The sequence below is a fragment of the Halobacillus sp. BAB-2008 genome (assembly GCF_000328325.1).
Lineage (GTDB): Bacteria > Bacillota > Bacilli > Bacillales > Halobacillaceae > Halobacillus.
In genome coordinates, this window is the sequence record NZ_ANPF01000007.1 from 39,032 (window position 1) to 56,246 (window position 17,215).

At 47.5% G+C, this 17,215-nt stretch carries 19 protein-coding genes; 8 read left to right on the forward strand and 11 right to left on the reverse strand.

What is annotated here, in order from left to right; all coding sequences use genetic code 11:
* Window positions 1-60: 60 nt before the first annotated feature.
* Genes D479_RS02470 through D479_RS02490 form a run of 6 tightly spaced genes read right to left on the reverse strand, consistent with a single transcriptional unit; the run spans window position 61 to window position 5,241 of the window.
* Complete coding sequence (locus D479_RS02470; protein WP_008633282.1) at window positions 61-756, reverse strand: hypothetical protein; 696 nt, start codon at window positions 754-756, stop codon at window positions 61-63.
* Window positions 757-765: 9 nt separating this feature from the next.
* Entirely contained in the window at window positions 766-1,884 is a 1,119-nt protein-coding gene (menC, locus tag D479_RS02475; protein WP_008633284.1) for an o-succinylbenzoate synthase, read from the reverse strand.
* A 1-nt stretch (window position 1,885) separates the two neighbouring features.
* The gene (locus D479_RS02480; RefSeq protein ID WP_008633285.1) at window positions 1,886-2,998 is read right to left on the reverse strand and encodes an amidohydrolase; all 1,113 of its coding nucleotides are present in this window, start codon (window positions 2,996-2,998) and stop codon (window positions 1,886-1,888) included.
* A 21-nt stretch (window positions 2,999-3,019) separates the two neighbouring features.
* Window positions 3,020-4,396, reverse strand: a complete 1,377-nt coding sequence (locus D479_RS02485; protein WP_008633286.1) for a YjiH family protein — start codon at window positions 4,394-4,396, stop codon at window positions 3,020-3,022.
* Between the two features lie 15 nt (window positions 4,397-4,411).
* A complete protein-coding gene (locus D479_RS20415) occupies window positions 4,412-4,579 on the reverse strand; it encodes a hypothetical protein (protein ID WP_008633287.1) in 168 nt (55 codons plus the stop codon).
* The gene (locus tag D479_RS02490) at window positions 4,576-5,241 is read right to left on the reverse strand and encodes a MurR/RpiR family transcriptional regulator (RefSeq protein ID WP_008633288.1); all 666 of its coding nucleotides are present in this window, start codon (window positions 5,239-5,241) and stop codon (window positions 4,576-4,578) included. Before D479_RS02490 ends, D479_RS20415 begins: the two co-directional genes overlap by 4 nt.
* 178 nt (window positions 5,242-5,419) lie before the next feature.
* On the opposite strand from D479_RS02490, the gene D479_RS02495 reads away from it, so the two are divergent.
* From D479_RS02495 to D479_RS02505, 3 genes are all read left to right on the forward strand, one after another.
* The gene (locus tag D479_RS02495) at window positions 5,420-6,028 is read left to right on the forward strand and encodes a transglutaminase family protein (RefSeq protein ID WP_026578090.1); all 609 of its coding nucleotides are present in this window, start codon (window positions 5,420-5,422) and stop codon (window positions 6,026-6,028) included.
* Complete coding sequence (locus D479_RS02500) at window positions 5,985-6,710, forward strand: hypothetical protein (RefSeq protein WP_152413302.1); 726 nt, start codon at window positions 5,985-5,987, stop codon at window positions 6,708-6,710. Before D479_RS02495 ends, D479_RS02500 begins: the two co-directional genes overlap by 44 nt.
* Window positions 6,711-6,965: 255 nt before the next feature.
* A complete protein-coding gene (locus D479_RS02505; RefSeq protein WP_008633291.1) occupies window positions 6,966-7,454 on the forward strand; it encodes a DUF2798 domain-containing protein in 489 nt (162 codons plus the stop codon).
* 56 nt (window positions 7,455-7,510) lie between these two features.
* Here the strand turns inward: D479_RS02505 and D479_RS19765 are convergent, their stop codons facing one another.
* Genes D479_RS19765 through D479_RS19770 form a run of 3 tightly spaced genes read right to left on the reverse strand, consistent with a single transcriptional unit; the run spans window position 7,511 to window position 10,037 of the window.
* Complete coding sequence (locus D479_RS19765) at window positions 7,511-7,846, reverse strand: hypothetical protein (protein ID WP_152413303.1); 336 nt, start codon at window positions 7,844-7,846, stop codon at window positions 7,511-7,513.
* Window positions 7,847-7,875: 29 nt separating this feature from the next.
* Window positions 7,876-8,844 carry a sigma 54-interacting transcriptional regulator gene (locus D479_RS02510; protein WP_051989367.1) on the reverse strand — a complete coding sequence of 323 codons (969 nt, stop codon included), beginning with the start codon at window positions 8,842-8,844 and terminating at the stop codon, window positions 7,876-7,878.
* A gap of 41 nt (window positions 8,845-8,885) precedes the next feature.
* Window positions 8,886-10,037, reverse strand: a complete 1,152-nt coding sequence (locus D479_RS19770) for a M20/M25/M40 family metallo-hydrolase (protein WP_051989368.1) — start codon at window positions 10,035-10,037, stop codon at window positions 8,886-8,888.
* A gap of 512 nt (window positions 10,038-10,549) precedes the next feature.
* Here D479_RS19770 and arsD point away from each other — a divergent pair.
* From arsD to D479_RS02535, 4 genes are read left to right on the forward strand one after another with little or no spacing between them, the layout of a single operon-like run.
* On the forward strand, window positions 10,550-10,906 hold the full coding sequence (gene arsD / locus D479_RS02520) for an arsenite efflux transporter metallochaperone ArsD (protein WP_008633296.1): 357 nt from the start codon (window positions 10,550-10,552) through the stop codon (window positions 10,904-10,906).
* Between the two features lie 16 nt (window positions 10,907-10,922).
* Window positions 10,923-12,665 (forward strand): arsenical pump-driving ATPase, encoded by a 1,743-nt coding sequence (gene arsA, locus D479_RS02525; RefSeq protein ID WP_008633297.1) that lies wholly within the window; start codon window positions 10,923-10,925, stop codon window positions 12,663-12,665.
* Window positions 12,666-12,710: 45 nt separating this feature from the next.
* Entirely contained in the window at window positions 12,711-12,992 is a 282-nt protein-coding gene (locus tag D479_RS02530; RefSeq protein ID WP_008633298.1) for a HesB/YadR/YfhF-family protein, read from the forward strand.
* A gap of 51 nt (window positions 12,993-13,043) precedes the next feature.
* Window positions 13,044-14,684: an FAD-dependent oxidoreductase gene (locus tag D479_RS02535; protein ID WP_008633299.1), complete on the forward strand. Its 1,641-nt coding sequence runs from the start codon at window positions 13,044-13,046 to the stop codon at window positions 14,682-14,684.
* 72 nt (window positions 14,685-14,756) lie between these two features.
* On the opposite strand, the gene D479_RS02540 is transcribed toward D479_RS02535, so the two are convergent.
* Window positions 14,757-14,963, reverse strand: coding sequence for a hypothetical protein (locus tag D479_RS02540; RefSeq protein WP_008633300.1), 207 nt, complete (start codon window positions 14,961-14,963; stop codon window positions 14,757-14,759).
* A 146-nt stretch (window positions 14,964-15,109) separates the two neighbouring features.
* On the reverse strand, window positions 15,110-15,712 hold the full coding sequence (locus D479_RS02545; protein ID WP_008633301.1) for a hypothetical protein: 603 nt from the start codon (window positions 15,710-15,712) through the stop codon (window positions 15,110-15,112).
* A gap of 435 nt (window positions 15,713-16,147) precedes the next feature.
* Here D479_RS02545 and D479_RS02550 point away from each other — a divergent pair, with 435 nt between their 5' ends.
* On the forward strand, window positions 16,148-17,086 hold the full coding sequence (locus D479_RS02550; RefSeq protein ID WP_039870560.1) for a cation diffusion facilitator family transporter: 939 nt from the start codon (window positions 16,148-16,150) through the stop codon (window positions 17,084-17,086).
* Window positions 17,087-17,215 lie beyond the last annotated feature (129 nt).

A 17,215-nucleotide genomic window follows, 5' to 3' on the forward strand; every position in this document is an offset into this window, starting at 1 on the left:
TTACTTCTTATCTTAAACAAAATGAAGAAAAAAGAAAAAGATTCCCTGTTTCATCACCAACTATTTGGAACGACGGAAGATGAGACAGTCATCCATTAATTCTGCTCCGTAGTAGCCGGCTGCAAGCAGCTCCTTCTGCGCAGTGAGATCCGCTCTTTGCACGACCTTCTCCCGTTCGTCCTCCCATTCCCATACGCCTGACACCGGGCGGTACAGGATATAACGGAGCATACCGGCGTACTTCTCTTTCAGACGGACAATCGCCATGCCTTGGGCAAGTTTGTCCTTCAGGCTGCTTATGTTCCGCGGATGAACCGTGCACAAGAGATGCGCTTTGTCGGTATCCTCTTCCTGAAAGGCCTGCATGATCCATGCCCCCATCCGTTTCTGGAGCCGGTTCCCGCGATAATCCGGCCGGACACAGGAAATTTCCTGATGAACGACAAGGTCCCACTCTTCTTCCGGAAGGCCGATATCCATGCCGAGGTTTTCCGGATCCGGACCTGGGTACCATAGTGCCCGAAAGGCGATCAGTTCCTCCTCGACAAAGACACCGATCAACAGCCCGGCTCCTTCTAAAATGGTGTTAAATTCCTGTTTCGAGAGCGGTTGGAGCGTGTCTTTTTCCTGAACCTGCGCTTCGACGATCATCTGCATGTGGAGCAGATCCTCAATATCTTCGGCTCCTAAACGCCGCACATGATAAACGGATACTCTGCCTGTCGGGTGGTGGATGATTTCTCCATGTGCTTTCATGATGATCCCTCATTTCCTGATGCTTGTGAATCGTTCTTTATACAGGGTGATCGTTTCGATGTAGTCACCGTCCGGCTCATAGCCGATTCCTGGTCTGTCGGGAACGTGGATGATCCCATCCTTCATTTCAACCGCTGGAGAAATGATGTCCCTCTCCCAATAATGAGAGGATGGAGCCGTATCTCCGGGATATGTAAATCCCTCAAGCGAGGTGATCGCTATGTTGTGCGCCCGGCCGATTCCCGTTTCCAGCATACCACCGCACCACATTGGAATGTTTTTCTCCATGCACAGATCATGGATGGCGAGCGTTTCCGTCAGACCTCCGACACGACCTACTTTCAAGTTGACAATTCGGCAGCTGTCGAGCTCCACCGCTTTCCTGACGTCCTCTTTCGTATGCAGGCTTTCATCCAAGCAGATCGGTGTCTGCAAATGCTTCTGCAGCTTGGCGTGATCGATGATATCGTTATGGTCGAGCGGCTGTTCAATCATCATCAGTCCAAAACGATCAAACTTCTTCAAGTGATCGATGTCCTCCAATGTATAAGCACAGTTGGCATCCGCCATCAGCTCGATGTCGGGGAAAGTTTCCCGTATCGCTTCCAACACGTCCATGTCCCAGCCCGGTTTCACTTTCACCTTGATCCGTTTATATCCTGCATCAATGAAGTCCCGCACCTTTTCAAGCAGGGCTTCCTTCGTTACTGTGATTCCAATGCTGACACCGACATCAATTTCCTTCTTGGTGCCACCAAGTACCTCACTCAATGTACGCCCTTCTTCCTTCGCATAAGCGTCCCAGACAGCCTGTTCGACGGCTGCCTTTGCATTGAAGTTCCCCCGGATCGACCGGAAACGTTCTGCAACCTCTGACGGATGGTCCAGCGCTTCCTCCAGCACCAACGGGAAAAGGAAATCCTTCATGATCGGCAGATTGGTCCCGATTGTTTCTTCATTATAGATCGGCTCCTTGATGGATACCGATTCCGCCCATCCGGAATACCCACTGTCCGTCTTTGCTTCAATAATAAGGACGTCCTTATCGTATTCCGTTCCCACACTCGTCGTAAACGGGTGGAGGAGATCCATTTTTATGTGTCTTAGTATGATTTCGTTGATTTTCATGTCATTTCCCCTCCCAGGTGACGTGGTCCGCTTCCAGAAGCAGCGCCTCCAAAATGTCGACTCCGGTGAAGAGCGCGGATGTATCGAAAGTCATTTTCGGATGATGAAGTCCCGGCTCAAGTCCACATCCAAGACCGATCATCGTCGCCGGCAGCCCTTTTTGGTGATGCGTGTAAAAGTGGAAGTCCTCTGCCCCCGGAGAAACACACGGCGGGACGACAGCATCATCCGAGACAGCCACTCCGATCGCCTTTTCAGCAAGTGCCACCGCTTGTTCGTGCTTGACTGCAGCAGGGGAAAATTCCACCCACTCCCATTCGATGTCTGTCTTTGTGTCCAAAGCCACCTGTCTCATAAGCGTCTCCGCCTGTTTCATGATGTCATCCAAAGTCCCTGTCTCCGCTGCCCGTGCATCGAACGTGAGACGGGCTTTTTCAGGAATGGCATTGGATGCTTCTCCAGCATGGAACTCCGTCACTTTGAACGAATACGGACGGTCGATGTGAACCTGCTTCAACGCTTCCAATAGTCTGGTTCCAGCTTCGATCGGGTTATTCGCAAATTCCGGACGGGCGGCATGGGCAGGAACACCACGTACGACGGCTTTCAGTGTGACGATCGATCCGTGGAGAATAACGGGCGCCGCCTTTTTGTTCGGTACTTCCTTCGCCGGGCGGAGGTGAATCCCTCCAAGAAACCGGACGTCATCCAGAGCTCCTCCCTTGAGCATCTGCAGGGCACCGGCCGCAATTTCCTCTGCGGGTTGAAAAATAAACCGCAGGGTATGATGGTAAGAATGCCCCGACTCCACAGCTCTTAAAGCGGTGTGCAGCACCATCGTACTGTGGGCGTCATGGCCGCAAGCGTGGTTCGGCCTCACTTCCCCGTCCACTTCCTGGAGCAGTGCATCCATATCGGCACGCAGGGCGATCACGGCATTCGTTTCCCCGCTTAACTCAGCATAAAAACCGTGATGGTCCGGAAATGTACGGAGGGCAAAACCAGCCGCCTCAAGCCTTCCCCTCAGATAGGCGGAAGTATTCTGCTCTTTTCCACTAGGCTCTGCAAGCTTATGCAAATCTTCATAGGTTCGTAGAATATCTTCGTGTTGCAATGGTGAGTCCTCCCTCTATGGTTAGAAAATCAAGTGAGCGATGCCGACGACAATCGGCAGCGTAATCAACGTTCGTAGCAGGAAAATAAACACAAGGTCCTTGAAGGAAACCGGAAGTTTCGATCCAAGCAGCAAGCCCCCCATTTCCGACAAGTAAACAAGTTGCGTAACAGATACGCTTGCAATGATAAAGCGCGTCATTTCACTTTCTATCCCGCTTCCGATGACAGCCGGCAGAAACATATCTGCAAAACCGACGACCATCGTCTGACCGGCTGCCTCTGCTTCCGGCACCTGCATCAGCATAAGCAGCCATTCGAACGGCTTGCCGATGATGGTGAAAAAGGAAGTGAATTCTGCTATGACGACAGCGACCGTTCCAATCGCCATGACGACAGGAAGGACGCCGATCCACATATCCAGCACGTTCTGCATTCCCTCTTTCAGTGTCGCTTTCACACCGCCGCCGCTTCTCGCCTTCCTGAGCGCCTGAGTCGTTCCCCAGCGGAACAGCGAAGTCCCCGACGGAATCGCTTCTTCGGTCTTTCTTGTCGTTCCCTCATAGACGTCATCCTTCTTCCAGGACAACGGAGGAATACGAGGCATAATCAAAGCAGCAGCAAGCCCTGCTATGATGATCGTGGCGTAATAAGGCAGGAAATAGCTCTCCATTTCCAGGTAACTGATGACGACAATCGTGAATGTGATCGAGACAATGGAGAACGTCGTCGCGACGACACCTGCTTCTCTTTTTGTGTAATACCCTTCTTCATACTGCTTCGATGTCAACAGGACACCGATGGTCCCGTCCCCGACCCAGGAAGCGAGACAGTCCAACGAGGAACGCCCGGGAAGAGTGAACAGAGGACGCATCACTTTACGAAGCAGCGCTCCGACGAATTCAAGCAGACCGAAATTCCGCAGCAATGGAAGCAGAAAACCTGCCAATAGAAAGGTCGTGAACAGAACAGGCAAAAGGTCGAACAACAGCATTCCGCCTGTCACGTCGGACGTCAGAAAATCGGGCCCCAGCGTAAGAAGAGCCATCCAGGCAAAGATCATCCCGAGAACCCTCGTCATCACCCAGTTTTTACGGACATAAAACAGGGCCTTCCAATAGGTGGATTCCATGATCCATTTCGGCTTCCACAAATAAGCGGCGAGCGATCCAATGACAGAGATCGTTATCGCCAGCACCGTCAGGACAGGTATTGTGCCGGCAAACCCTTCATTCAGCCCATTCGCAAGGAAAGCGACGGGAATCGTGATCCCATCCTCCGTCTGAATCGGCACCATAAAAAACAACAGCCCCAACAGGGACGGAAGAATGAATGCCGCGTAATCCTTGGCAGAAAACCTCTTTTTCTCACGTTCGACATGCTTCCACTGTTCCTGCATCCCTTCCACTCCTCTTCATTCTAAAAATAGATTCTGTTCAGCATAGAGCTGTTCCATTCGCTGCTGACGCTCGCGCATTTCGTTTCCGCCTTCTTCCATAACCGCTTCGATCAGCATTTCCGATATGCTTACGGCTCCCGCGATGGAGTGATAATCCGATTCCATCCGCTCTTCTGTCGTCACCGTGATGTCTGCTGATCGGGCAGGCGGGGCGAGCGCTTTGTTCGTAAGTACGAGCACCACCGCCCCTTGCTTCTTGCTTCTTCCGCCAACAACATCCCTTCTTTTCGGTATCTTGGAAAAGAAAATAATACAAGAAGGGAATTCTCCCGAATATCACCTATATCTTCTGCTGCCACGCCGTCAGGACCGGATAAGGACACTCTGCTTCTCAACATCCTAAGCGCCGCGTAGAACCAGTAACCCACAGCATAGGAGCTGCCGAAACCTGCGATATGGACTTGTTCGGCTGCGATTAAAGCATCGACCGCCTGCTTCAACTGCCCTCGATCCAGCTGTTCCAGTAATTGACCGAACACATGCCTTTCTTTCTCCGCAACGTCAGAAAAAACATCGTATGCCGGGGAATGCTCCCGTACGCTCTGCTTCTGCATGAGAAACTCCTCTCTGATTGCCTCCTGAAGATGAGAAAAGCCGCGAAACCCAAGGACGTTGGAAAGTCGAATGACCGTCGTTTCACTCACTCCCGCCAGCCTGCCAAGCCGGGACGCGGTTGCAAGCGCGCTTTCTTCCCGGTGATCGATCATATAAGCCGCCACCTTTTTTTGACCTGGTGATAAGGAGGAATAAACACCTTTGATCGTTTCCAGCACCGATTCTTCCATCCTTTTCCCTCCTTTATTCTCGATGAAGGATTTCCTTCTTTTTTATAAATGTACCGCATCTAATCCTTCCTTACAATCATTTGTTTGAAAATTACGAAATAATCATCCCCCGCTCGCGTATTGTATAAATATTCAAACAGGTGTATGATAACTGGAAAAAGAAAGTTGGGGACAGATCTTGAAACAAACACTGCAATCCGCCAAACTCTCTGACTACTTACAAGAGTCAGAGGTGGTAGATTATAATCATCCCTCGATCGTAAAACTATCGGAACAGCTATTTGACAAAAAGCAGACAGATATAGAGAAAGCAGAAGCGGCATTCACCTTCGTGCGCGATGAAATCGCTCATTCCTGGGATATTCAGAGTACGGCAGTTACCCGTACGGCATCTGAAGTATGGAAGGAGAAAGAGGGCATCTGTTATGCGAAATCAAATCTACTGGCGGCTCTGCTTAGAAGCGAAGGGATTCCCACAGGCTTCTGCTATCAGCGGCTGATGCTTTTCGACAAGCCGGAGAAAGGCTACTGCATCCATGCACTGAACAGCGTCTATCTCAAGACGTTGGAGCGTTGGATAAGAGTCGACGCCCGCGGGAATAAGCCGGGTGTTCACGCCTTATTCTCCACGACAGAAGAACACCTTGCTTTTCAGACGGAGGAGGACAAGGGAGAAAAAGATTATCCGGTTATTTATACCCAACCGAACGAAAAGACGATGCAGGTGCTGCAGACGCATACGGATGCTCTCCACATGTACTTACACCATCTTCCCGACGACTTATGAAAAAACCGATGATATTATTACCCGCAACCATACGGGGACATTGGAGGAAACGTTGGATTCTACAGCCGCTGCTTTAGCGAACGGGGAAGAAGCATGTTCGCTCATGAAGAAGAACATGCAGTTGTACCGTTCTGTCGGATTCGTCCTTTATGAAGAGATATTGTGTATGAACCAAACGGAAGCAACATCAAGGGGCATCCTTGAAAATAAAACGATGACTTTAAAGAAACGAGGGGTTTCCATGCAGCAAATCGTTCATACGTGGGTACCTCATAAAGAGCTCACCCATTACATCGCTATCGATCAATGGAAACAGGACTTGGACAGGCTGGGGTTGACGTTTTATTTATGTAAGAAAGACAGCTATTACGGAACAGAATTTGATGACAAAACAGCCACATTCCTCTTTGATTCACCGGTTGCTGTCCGTTATTCGGATGAAGGAATGAGAACAGATTTGATCGATGCTCCCTTCGTTGACAAGGAAGGAGTGGCGCGGGATCGCGTCTGGCCGTACTTCATCGTGGAACATGCGCATTTCACAGATTGGCAGAAGCAGTACGGAACCATCGGAGACGGTTCCGATGTGGTCTGTTACGGTTTGACAGAGCAGCATTATCTCATTGAAGTCATCAGCTATACCCCGCCTGTGGTAACGATAGGAAGGAAAGAACCAGAGTAAAAGGTCGTATCATAAGAGATACGACCTTTTTTTAATAGAGGAGCTTCTCATAACTTCCACGGACCGCCAAAACGATACCCATCGTTTTGTTGAACAACTCACCTTCCTCTTCTGTCAAAGATTCATGTTTAACTACCTTCAAAAGCTGCATTCTGTAATGAATAAGAAATACAACGTTCACAAAATGTTCACTTACGAAGCGTCCTTTATTCCCGCTATAATGCAGAAATAACCAAACGAAAGGATGTTATCTTTATGCCCACAAATAAAAAAGAAAGCCTGCAATTCGGCTTCTTGATGTGTTTCGGTATGGTCTTAGTCATGACGATATACAACTTCTATCTTCACGGAACGATCCATGAGATGACCTTCATGGAAGGAGTGCTTAACTTCCTGATTGCGTTTATCGTCGCCTTCATTCTTGATTTATTCATCGTCGGACCGACCGCTAAGAAAGTCGCCTTCAAGCTGACGGCTCGTACATCGAAGAAGCTTTACAAGATCCTGGCAATTTCCATAAGCATGGTCATCGGCATGGCGGCACTTATGTCGATGTTCGGACTAGTGACAATGAGCCTTCACAGCGGCTTCCACGTAGAAACGGTCGTTACTGATTACCTGACTATCTTCGGTTCGAATTTCATCCTGGCGCTCCCTTTGCAGCTTGTCGTCATGGGACCGCTTGTACGCTTCCTTTTCACAAAGTTCATTCAATCACCAGGGGCAGCTTCCGCAACCGTATAGAAAACGAAAAAACCATCTCTCCTTTCATAGGGAGAGATGGTTTTTTATAAACCGTTTCAATCCACCTTCATCCTGCCGTCCCGCAAGTACTTTTGAATTTTGCGCATGGCGGACGACTGGCTGATCCCGAGACTCTCCGCCACCTTATAACTCGATCCATACTGATCATAGGCTTCAGCGACGAGGAACCTTTCCAGCTGCTCAAGCTTCTCAGGAAGCGTCACCGCCTGAGCAATCGAACCTGTCTTGATCATCGACGGAAGCTGATCCATCGTGATTTCGTCGGAGTCTGTCGTAATCAGGAGGCGTTCGATCAAGTTCTCCAGTTCACGGACGTTGCCCGGCCAGTCGTATTCGTAGAACGCATGCAGAACGAGCGGGGACAGTTTCACATTCCTGTCATAAAGGGCATTGTACTTCTTTAGGAAATACATCGAGAGCGGGTAAATATCCGCTTCCCGGTCCCGGAGGGAGGGACATCGATCGGTACGACGTGAATACGGTAGAAAAGATCTTTCCGGAAAGTACCTGCTTTCACCCGCTCCTCCAAATTTTGATTTGTAGAGAAAAGGAAGCGGATGTCCACGTCGATGCGGCGATGCTTCGAGACGATTTGCTTCGTTTCCAATACGCGGAGCAGCTTTCCCTGGATGTCTATAGACATCTCGCCGATGGCATCCAGAAACAATGTGCATCCATCCGTCAGCTCGATCAACCCTTCGACGCCGTACTCAGGATTTCCGAATAACTCTGTCTCAAGCAGATGATCGGGAAGGTCCGCACAGTTCACTTCATAGAACTTTTGATTCCGGCGGCTGCTCAGCTTGTGAATTTTCGATGCCAGCAAATTCTTGCCGACACCCGTTTCCCCCTTCAAGAGGACAGTAGCTTCTGTGCCTGCGACTTTTGTCATCATACGCGTGACACGCTTCATCCACTTACTTTCCGTAATAAGGTCGGCCACTTCACCGGTCTTTTCATTCTGCTGTGTATTCAGCTGTTTCTCCAGCTGCTCCATACGGTTCTTTAATGTTGTGAAATCTGTTAAATCCCTTGAATAGCTGATCACTTTCGTCAATTCCCCCGTTACGGGGTCAAATACCGGCTGTGATTTCACGAGCAGGCGTCTTCCCTGCTTCGTTTCCTGCATCACTTCCACCGGGCACTCCTGCTTCATGACTTCGACAGTCGCAGAAGGGGTAAACAACTCTTCAGCAAGTTCATAAATATGTTTTCCAATTAATGCAGAAGAGGGAATGCCATAATTCTGTTCACAGGACTCATTGACATATAAAACCATCCCATTTTGGTCGGTGACAAAGATCTCATCAAAGGAATGTTCAACAATATCTTTAAACATTTGATAATCCTGTAATTTCAGAATATCCATGGTATCACCTTTATCCTTTTTACCAGTTTAACAATAGTACGTCACAAACAGCGCATGATTTTCTTCACTGTATCCTCTATGACGACGACGGTCTTTTCAATATCGCACCAATCTTCTTTCTTTTTGTACTCACCGGAGAGGATCGATGCGGAAACCACTACGGTTTTATCCATTTGATTCCATATATAAGTGTCATGAATCGAACTGCCGACGCTTTCTCTGTAATCGATTCCTCTATCGTTATAGCTTTCTTTCACTAGGGAGATAAGCGTCTCGCTGAACGCTACCGGCGGCAGAAAGGAAACGTCCTCCCAGACACTTTCAACCGCATCCTCTTCAGCGACGTTGCGGATTATTTCTTCGACGTGCACCATACGCTGCCTCAGCACTGCTTCGACCGGGTGTTTCACATCAAGAGAGAATGTAATGGAACAAGGAGAACGATCCGTTGCACCCGGCACCTTGTGAATCTTGCCGAACGTGACGATCGTTTCATCTTCCAAACCACTGATCCACTGCTTAATTCGTTTGACTGCTTTGACTGCCGTTACCAAAGGATCCTTCCGAGAAGAGACCGGCACCATCCCTTTGCAGCCGGGAAGACTGATGAATTCGACGGAGTGCCAAGAAGTTCCCTGTACGCTCGTGACGATATCAAAAGGCGCGGCTTCACCAGGCACCGGTTTTGGTCCGATATGTAAACTGATGAACGCCTCCACCTCTTCTACAGCCTTTTTTCTATGAAAATCGATCCGCACAGGTTCATCCAATCCTTTGCTGAAGATGCCGGGGACTGTCTCGCGTGGCACCATTGCCGGGTATGGCGTTTCCGTCTCATTCATGAAAAGAACAACTTCAAATGGTTGGGAGAGCTCCACTTCTTCCTTCAACGATTCCAGCACTTCCAGTCCTGCCAGCATGCTGAGCGCATCACAAAATGTTCCCGTCTTTCTTTCAAGATGAGAGCCGAGCACGATTGGTGCTTTGTCCGGATTGCTTCCTTCTATCCGGGCATGGATATTTCCTGAGTCGTCAATCCGCACCTTTCCACCGACTTCCCCTACCCATTTCATGAAGAGGACCCTTGCTTCGATCTCTTCATTCATTAAGGAAAGGCTGCTTGTCCCATCCTGCCGCACTTTGCCGATATCTGCCATCTCACCGAGGCGCTGCTTCAATCGTTCCAGCTTCACCGGCATCTCTCCTCTATTTATTTATAAGTAAACCCTTTCAAAAAAACAAGTTTTAATGTTGGATTCCGTCAGATACTACCCCACCTTTATCTCATCATATATAACATCCTTTAATTTACATAATTCGATAAAGGTTCGACATAAGTCAAAAATGACTTACGATATGTAATATTCCACTCATATTCCGTTTAATATGAGTGATTCACCTCTAAGATAGGTTCTGTAGGCAACGGTAAAAGTTATCATAGATGGAATGTTAAGTAACAGTTTTTATTTTCGAACATAGCATTGCGTATATAAGTAATTAATTATATAATAATATCCGAATTTAATGTGTACTCAAAGACACCAACGAATCTCAAAAAATCATTTGAAACTCGGCTTTCTATATCCAATAATTTAGTAAGCAGGAATAAATTATGAACTTCAGACAAACAGGAAGAAACCCTTTTATGTAAGTAAGTAAGTAAGTAAGTAAGTAAATAAATAACAATATAAAGGTTGTGTACTGTATGAACAAAGTTGAAATTTTTGACCCGGCGATGTGTTGTTCCACTGGAGTTTGTGGTCCTGGAGTCGATCCGGATTTGACGCGGGTTGCTTCAGCAGTTTATTCATTAAAGAGGAAAGGTGCCGATATTCAGCGTTATAACTTAGCTAATGAGCCATCTGCTTTCTCAAGGAATGAAAAGGTGAACCAACTCCTTCACGATAAAGGAGTAGCCGCACTGCCAATCACGCTTTTGAACGATGAAGTTGTGAAAGTAGGAAAATATCCAACAAACGATGAGTTTGCCGATTGGTGTGCAGTAAAAATGGATGAACTGACGCAAAAGCCTGGTACTCCAATTTCTATTAACCTAAATTGACGTAGGAGGAATCCTTATGTTTCCACAATATAACCCCGTACAACACATCGACACTCCCATATTGTTCTTTACCGGAAAGGGCGGCGTCGGAAAAACATCCACCGCTTGCGCCACTGCCGTATCTCTGGCGGATCAAGGAAAGAAGGTACTTCTTGTAAGTACCGATCCAGCCTCTAATTTACAAGATGTTTTCGGAGTGGAGCTTTGCAACCAACCCACTAAAATCCCCGGTGTGGACCATTTGTCTGCCAGTAATATTGATCCGGAAGAGTCAGCCAGAGCCTACCGGGAGAAAACAGTAGGACCATATCGAGGGAAACTTCCGGAATCAGTCGTGAATCAAATGGAAGAACAGCTCTCTGGTGCATGTACAGTAGAAATCGCAGCCTTTGATGAATTCTCTCAACTGTTAGCTGATGAATCGATGTTAGAGCGTTTTGATCATGTGCTCTTCGACACAGCACCGACAGGCCACACGCTGCGCCTTTTGTCGCTCCCTGACGCTTGGAATGGTTTCTTGGAAGAAAGTAAGCATGGAGCTTCCTGTCTCGGTCCGCTCTCAAGCCTTAAAGATAAGAAAAAAATGTATGAAAAAGCAGTTCAATCCTTATCTGACGCAGACAAAACGACCCTATTTCTTGTTGCCAGACCGGATGAGACTACGCTTAAGGAAGCAGATAGAGCAGCAACAGAATTAAGAGAAATCGGAATATCTAATCAGCAATTGCTTATCAATGGCGTATATCAAAAACCTGATTCAGAAGACCCTGTCTCGCTCGCTTTTTTTGAGAAGCAGCAGGAGGCATTAGCAAAGGCACCGGAAAGTTTACAGATCACAGCTAAGGTTTTCCTCCCTTACGTCCCTTACTCGCTTACTGATACGGACAGTCTTCGACGATTAGTGGGCAAGCGTCCCTGCGATGATGCATCCATCCGAGAAGAAGTTTCGACATGGGACGATTCAGACAGCTTAGAAGAGATAATCGATGATTTCGCTAATAAAAATACACGGGTAATCTTCACTATGGGAAAAGGCGGCGTAGGGAAAACAACGGTTGCTTCCGCCATTGCCGCAGGACTTTCTAAAAGAGGACTTCCGGTTCATTTAACGACAACGGATCCGGCCGCTCACCTTGATCACATGTTCAAAAACAGGGCAGTGAGTGAGCATTTATCGATCAATCGTGTTCATCCGGAAATAGAAGTGGAGAAGTACAAGGAAGCAGTCATTGCCGCAGCAGGAGAGCTGGATGAAGAAGAACTTGCTTACTTAAAAGAGGATCTTGATTCTCCATGCACAGAAGAAATTGCTGTTTTTCGTGCCTTTGCAGACGTCGTTGCAAGGGCTGAAAAGGAGATTGTGGTCATTGACACCGCTCCGACCGGTCACACATTGCTTCTACTGGATTCGTCTGAAACCTACCACAAAGAAATGAGTCGTTCGACAGGTGCAGTTCCAGAAAACGTGAAAGCCCTGCTGCCCCGCCTTAGAAACCCGGAAGAGACGGAAGTAGTGATTGTTACGTTAGCTGAAGCCACGCCTGTGCTTGAATCTACTCGGCTACAGGAAGACTTACAACGTGCTGAAATCGCACCGAGGTGGTGGGTTATTAATCAAAGCTTGGCTGCAGCGGGTACTGAAGAAAAACTCCTGCAAGCGAAGGCTGCCAGTGAAATCCCTTGGATCAACAAAGTCAAAAACAGCCTCTCCGGAAATGTTGCAGTCCTTCCATGGACGAAATGCGCTTTTCAAAATTAACAGCTCGTGTGTAAACGATCATTAAATCCTAAGGAGGAAGCAGAAATGAAAATAACAGAAAAGGCAAAACTACAATTGGAAACGATCTTCGAAAAGAATGAGGGCGAAGGAATACGCTTCTACTCCATGGGGGCAGGCTGCTGCGGACCTCAATTAGGTCTATCCCTCGATGCCCCTAAGGAAGATGACAACATCCAGGAAGTCAACGGCATCCGAGTAGCTATAGATAAGGAAATTAAGAATGACTTGGATGGCTTGACGCTTGATAATGATGAAACTTCGAACGGTCCGCAATTCGTTCTGTTAGGAATGAAATCGTGCTGCTGATAACTTTATCAACGAACTTTTAAGATGAAACAGACAAAGGAGAATTCAACTATGAAAATCATTATAATCGGATCTGTTGCTGCTGGTACTTCTGTCGCTGCCAAAGCCCGTAGAAACGATGAAAACGCAGAAATCACCTTATACAATGCAGACTATGACATCTCCTACTCGATATGTGGGATCCCCTATTTCCTTGGAGGCGAGGTGGAAGAATTGGACACCTTAACGCCAAGGAGCGCAGCCTGGTTCAAGAAGCGCTATAATGTGGAGATTTTCACCCGTCACGAGGTGACCAGGATCAATTCTGAAACGAAGAAGGTAGTTGTGAAGAAGTTAGATACCGGTGAAACGATCGAAGACGATTATGACACTTTAGTGTTCGCTACTGGAGCATCACCGAATCGCCCGAACATTGAAGGAGTGGGTCACGATCATGTCTTCCAGGTGCGAACGATTCAAAACACAGCAATGATTGATTCGTTTATGAAAGCGAACCATCCGAAGAAAGTCACCATCATAGGCGCCGGTTTCATTGGTCTTGAAATGGCTGAGCAGTTGAGGCACAAAGGATTAGACGTAACGATTGTTCAAAGAAGCGGACAAATCATGCCTCATCTGGATTTGGATATGGCAAGAAGAGTAGAAACACATATCCGGGACCACGGTGTGACTCTATTGCTAAACGAAGAAGTCCACACAATTTCCAAAACTACATTGGAGACGAAATCAGGAACCACACTGGAATCAGACATGGTCATCCTGGCATCCGGTGTACGTCCCAATGCTGAGTTGGCCCAGGAAATCGGTGTAGAATTAGGGAAATCGGGTGCAGTAAAAGTCAATAGCAAAATGCAAACGAATATTCCTGATGTGTATGCCGTCGGCGACGTTGCCGAAAGTTTCTCCATCCTTACAGGAGAACCAATTTACCGGCCATTGGGATCGACAGCAAATAAAATGGGGCGTATCGCTGGAGATGTCATTACAGGTGGAGATTTGGAGCACCGGGGAATTCTGGGGACAGGGATATTAAGAGTATTTGACCTTGCCGTCGGCTACACAGGCTTTAGTGAGAAGGAGGCAAAAGAAAAAGGATATGATTTGGAAGTCCTTCATAACATCAAACCATCCAGAGCGGATTACCTCGGAGGCAAAGCGATCGTCATTAAAGCTGTCGCCGATAGAAAAACAGGCCGGATCCTCGGAGTACAGGCAATCGGCGAAGATGGCGTCGATAAACGGATTGATGTATTCGTAACAGCCATTTCTTTTGGGGCGAAAGCACAAGACCTGTTCCATTTGGACCTCGCCTACGCACCACCGTTCAGCACGACAAAAGATCCTGTCATGTACACAGGAATGGCACTTCAAAACGCCATCGATAAGCGAAATAAGTTGATGACTCCGCAAGAACTGACAGAAAGGTTGGAGAACGGTGAACTGCTGCAGGTGATCGACACGAGGGCGACCAAGCAATTTGAGGTATCCAACGTGCCAGGTGCGGTTAACATTCCATTGGCTGAGTTACGATCGAAAGCAAAGAATTTGGATCCTGACATTCCTACCGTTACCTATTGCAATAGTGGAGTTACCGGTAATGCAGCGCAAAACGTGTTAAGAAATATGGGCTTTAAAGAAGTATTTAACCTCTCTGGAGGAAACAAAAATTACCAAATCTTCCGCAGCTTTTAAAGGACGATGAAGAAATAACCAAACAAAAAGCGTGGGAAATCAGAAGGTGAACATCTGATTTCCCACGCTTTTTTAATGTTTCCGCTGCATTTCTTGATATCCTTTCAAAAATTCCTGATAAGTGGCCTCACCCAACTTTTGGACATCATTATGGAATAAGCGTTCAAACGTTACATCTTTCGCCTTCTCTACAGAACATCCCATCGCATTTCTGATTAATTTCATATAGGAAACAAAATATTCTTTCTGCAGCACTCCCCCGTGATTAATCAACACCATCACCTTCTCCCCTATACTTCCTTTATAAAAAACGATTTCAAAATACTTTTATACTACATCAATTACTTTTGATTAACAACTGAATAGTTTCTGATTATGCAAGCACTCCTGACAAAAAAACAGAGATCGTGGAGACCTCTGTTTTTTCACACGCGTTTCTTAAATAGATAAACAAGCGCTCCGATCATCGGAACCATTCCAATCCAGTGACGCATATTCTCACTTCCGTGCCTTCGTTCCTTCCAATAGATCAAATAAACACTGAGCAGCGTCAAGACAATGAAGTCCACTGTCATAATATGAACGAACTGCGAAGTACGGAATGCCTTCCCATATAATTCGAAGTCACCTGCCGATACCCCGTAAAGAAACAGGGCAGTCGTTCCTGTCCCAAGCAGGAGCAGAAATGCTTTGGAGTGAAGCAGCTGAATCAATCGGTTAGGAATACGTATCCTCCCTTCTGCACGGCCGCTTGCGAAAAGGAAATAAGGCAGCAGTGCGAAGGCTCCGAGAAAGAAGGAAGCGATGACGAACGGCCACGCCGGAACCTTGCTGTCATCTTCCTCCAGGAGCAAAGCGGCGAAGATCATCGCGTAGATCCCCAGAAAGCTGAAGACCATTAATAGAGAAGGATCAGGATCATCCATTTTTATAAGCGATTCAAGGTAACCTGCGTTTCCATTGGGTGCTGCCAATACGGCATAGAGGATGAATGCGGTCCACACCATAAATACGATCATTCGTTGCATGAGACTTCCCCTCCTTGTTCATGCTTTTCTTTTCCCCTTTCATTATAAAAATCGACCTCAAAAATCCATTCTTACCGTTCCTATTCCCTTTCCAATTAACGGAATATTCTTTTTATAATGGTTGTACCCTTTCACAGAAGGGTTTATATCAGGTATAACTTCTTTACCAATTTAAAGCGTGTTTACATAACATCATCAATGTACTACAATGGACACGCAAACACCCCACATATCTGACCAATATGTGAATATGTAGAATTTGACCACCCTTTACGAAGGCCTCCACATCCCCTAAATGTGGAGGCCTTTTTTATGCATTCAGGTTTGACGTGCCTGTTATTCCGCGTTAAGCTTTATATATGAATATATGTGCATATATAGAATAATCCGACGTATCATTTACCAGTCGAATTGGAATAGTACAGGTAGGAGGAGATGCAGATGGGACACGACCACGGTCATGACCACACGCACGGCGCGAACAAGAAGGCATTATGGATCAGTTTCATCCTGACAACCGGCTACATGATCGTCGAGGCGATCGGAGGATTCCTTACGAACAGCCTGGCGCTGCTGTCGGATGCCGGACATATGCTGAGTGACTCCGTGTCGCTTGGGGTTGGTGTCCTTGCGTTCGTTATGGGGGAAAAAGTGGCAGATTACAGCAAGACTTACGGATACAAACGGTTTGAAATCCTTGCGGCACTGTTCAATGGTGTGACGCTCGTACTGATCTCCCTTTATATTTTCTACGAGGCTTATAAACGATTCCTGGAACCGCCGGAGGTAGCCTCGACGGGAATGCTGACGATTGCAATTATCGGTCTTATCGTCAACCTTGTGGTCGCATGGATTCTCATGCGGGGCGATACGGAGCACAACCTTAACCTGCGGGCGGCGTTCCTTCATGTCCTTGGTGACCTGCTTGGATCCGTCGGTGCCATCATCGCCGCCATCCTCATCATGCTGTTCGACTGGGGATGGGCCGATCCGCTCGCAAGTGTGATTGTCGCCGTCCTTGTACTGATCAGCGGAGCAAGGGTCGCCCGCGACTCGGTTCATGTGCTGATGGAAGGAACACCGAAGAACATCGACGTCGATGATATCGTCGCAACGATCAAAGACACAGCGGACATTCAGGATATCCATGATCTGCACGTATGGAGCATCACCAGCGGACAGAACGCCCTCTCCTGTCATGCCGTGGTGACGGATGACAGGACGATCGGCGATTGCCAGGGCATCCTTAAAAAAGTGGAAGAACGACTTAAGGATAAGGGAATCGGCCATGTGACGATTCAACTGGAATCGAAGGAACACCCGCACGACAACTCGGTCCTCTGCAGCGACCATACCCATGAACACGATCATTAAAAACCCCCCTTCTGGAGATACTCCTCCTGAAGGGGATTTTTTTAGCCCCTTTCAACAGCCCCTTTCCAAGTGTTAGAATAGATACTAACAGAAATTTTCTGAAAAAGGAGACCGGTTTCATGGATCCTC

Bases quoted from the DNA above. Each gene is read 5' to 3' on its own strand.
- D479_RS02470 (WP_008633282.1), bottom strand. From the start codon at position 756: ATGAAAGCACATGGAGAAATCATCCACCACCCGACAGGCAGAGTATCC.
- menC (WP_008633284.1), bottom strand. From the start codon at position 1,884: ATGAAAATCAACGAAATCATACTAAGACACATAAAAATGGATCTCCTC.
- D479_RS02485 (WP_008633286.1), bottom strand. From the start codon at position 4,396: ATGCAGGAACAGTGGAAGCATGTCGAACGTGAGAAAAAGAGGTTTTCT.
- D479_RS02490 (WP_008633288.1), bottom strand. From the start codon at position 5,241: ATGGAAGAATCGGTGCTGGAAACGATCAAAGGTGTTTATTCCTCCTTA.
- D479_RS02500 (WP_152413302.1), top strand. From the start codon at position 5,985: ATGCTCTCCACATGTACTTACACCATCTTCCCGACGACTTATGAAAAA.
- D479_RS02505 (WP_008633291.1), top strand. From the start codon at position 6,966: ATGCCCACAAATAAAAAAGAAAGCCTGCAATTCGGCTTCTTGATGTGT.
- D479_RS02510 (WP_051989367.1), bottom strand. From the start codon at position 8,844: ATGGATATTCTGAAATTACAGGATTATCAAATGTTTAAAGATATTGTT.
- arsD (WP_008633296.1), top strand. From the start codon at position 10,550: ATGAACAAAGTTGAAATTTTTGACCCGGCGATGTGTTGTTCCACTGGA.
- arsA (WP_008633297.1), top strand. From the start codon at position 10,923: ATGTTTCCACAATATAACCCCGTACAACACATCGACACTCCCATATTG.
- D479_RS02530 (WP_008633298.1), top strand. From the start codon at position 12,711: ATGAAAATAACAGAAAAGGCAAAACTACAATTGGAAACGATCTTCGAA.
- D479_RS02535 (WP_008633299.1), top strand. From the start codon at position 13,044: ATGAAAATCATTATAATCGGATCTGTTGCTGCTGGTACTTCTGTCGCT.
- D479_RS02540 (WP_008633300.1), bottom strand. From the start codon at position 14,963: ATGGTGTTGATTAATCACGGGGGAGTGCTGCAGAAAGAATATTTTGTT.
- D479_RS02545 (WP_008633301.1), bottom strand. From the start codon at position 15,712: ATGCAACGAATGATCGTATTTATGGTGTGGACCGCATTCATCCTCTAT.
- D479_RS02550 (WP_039870560.1), top strand. From the start codon at position 16,148: ATGCAGATGGGACACGACCACGGTCATGACCACACGCACGGCGCGAAC.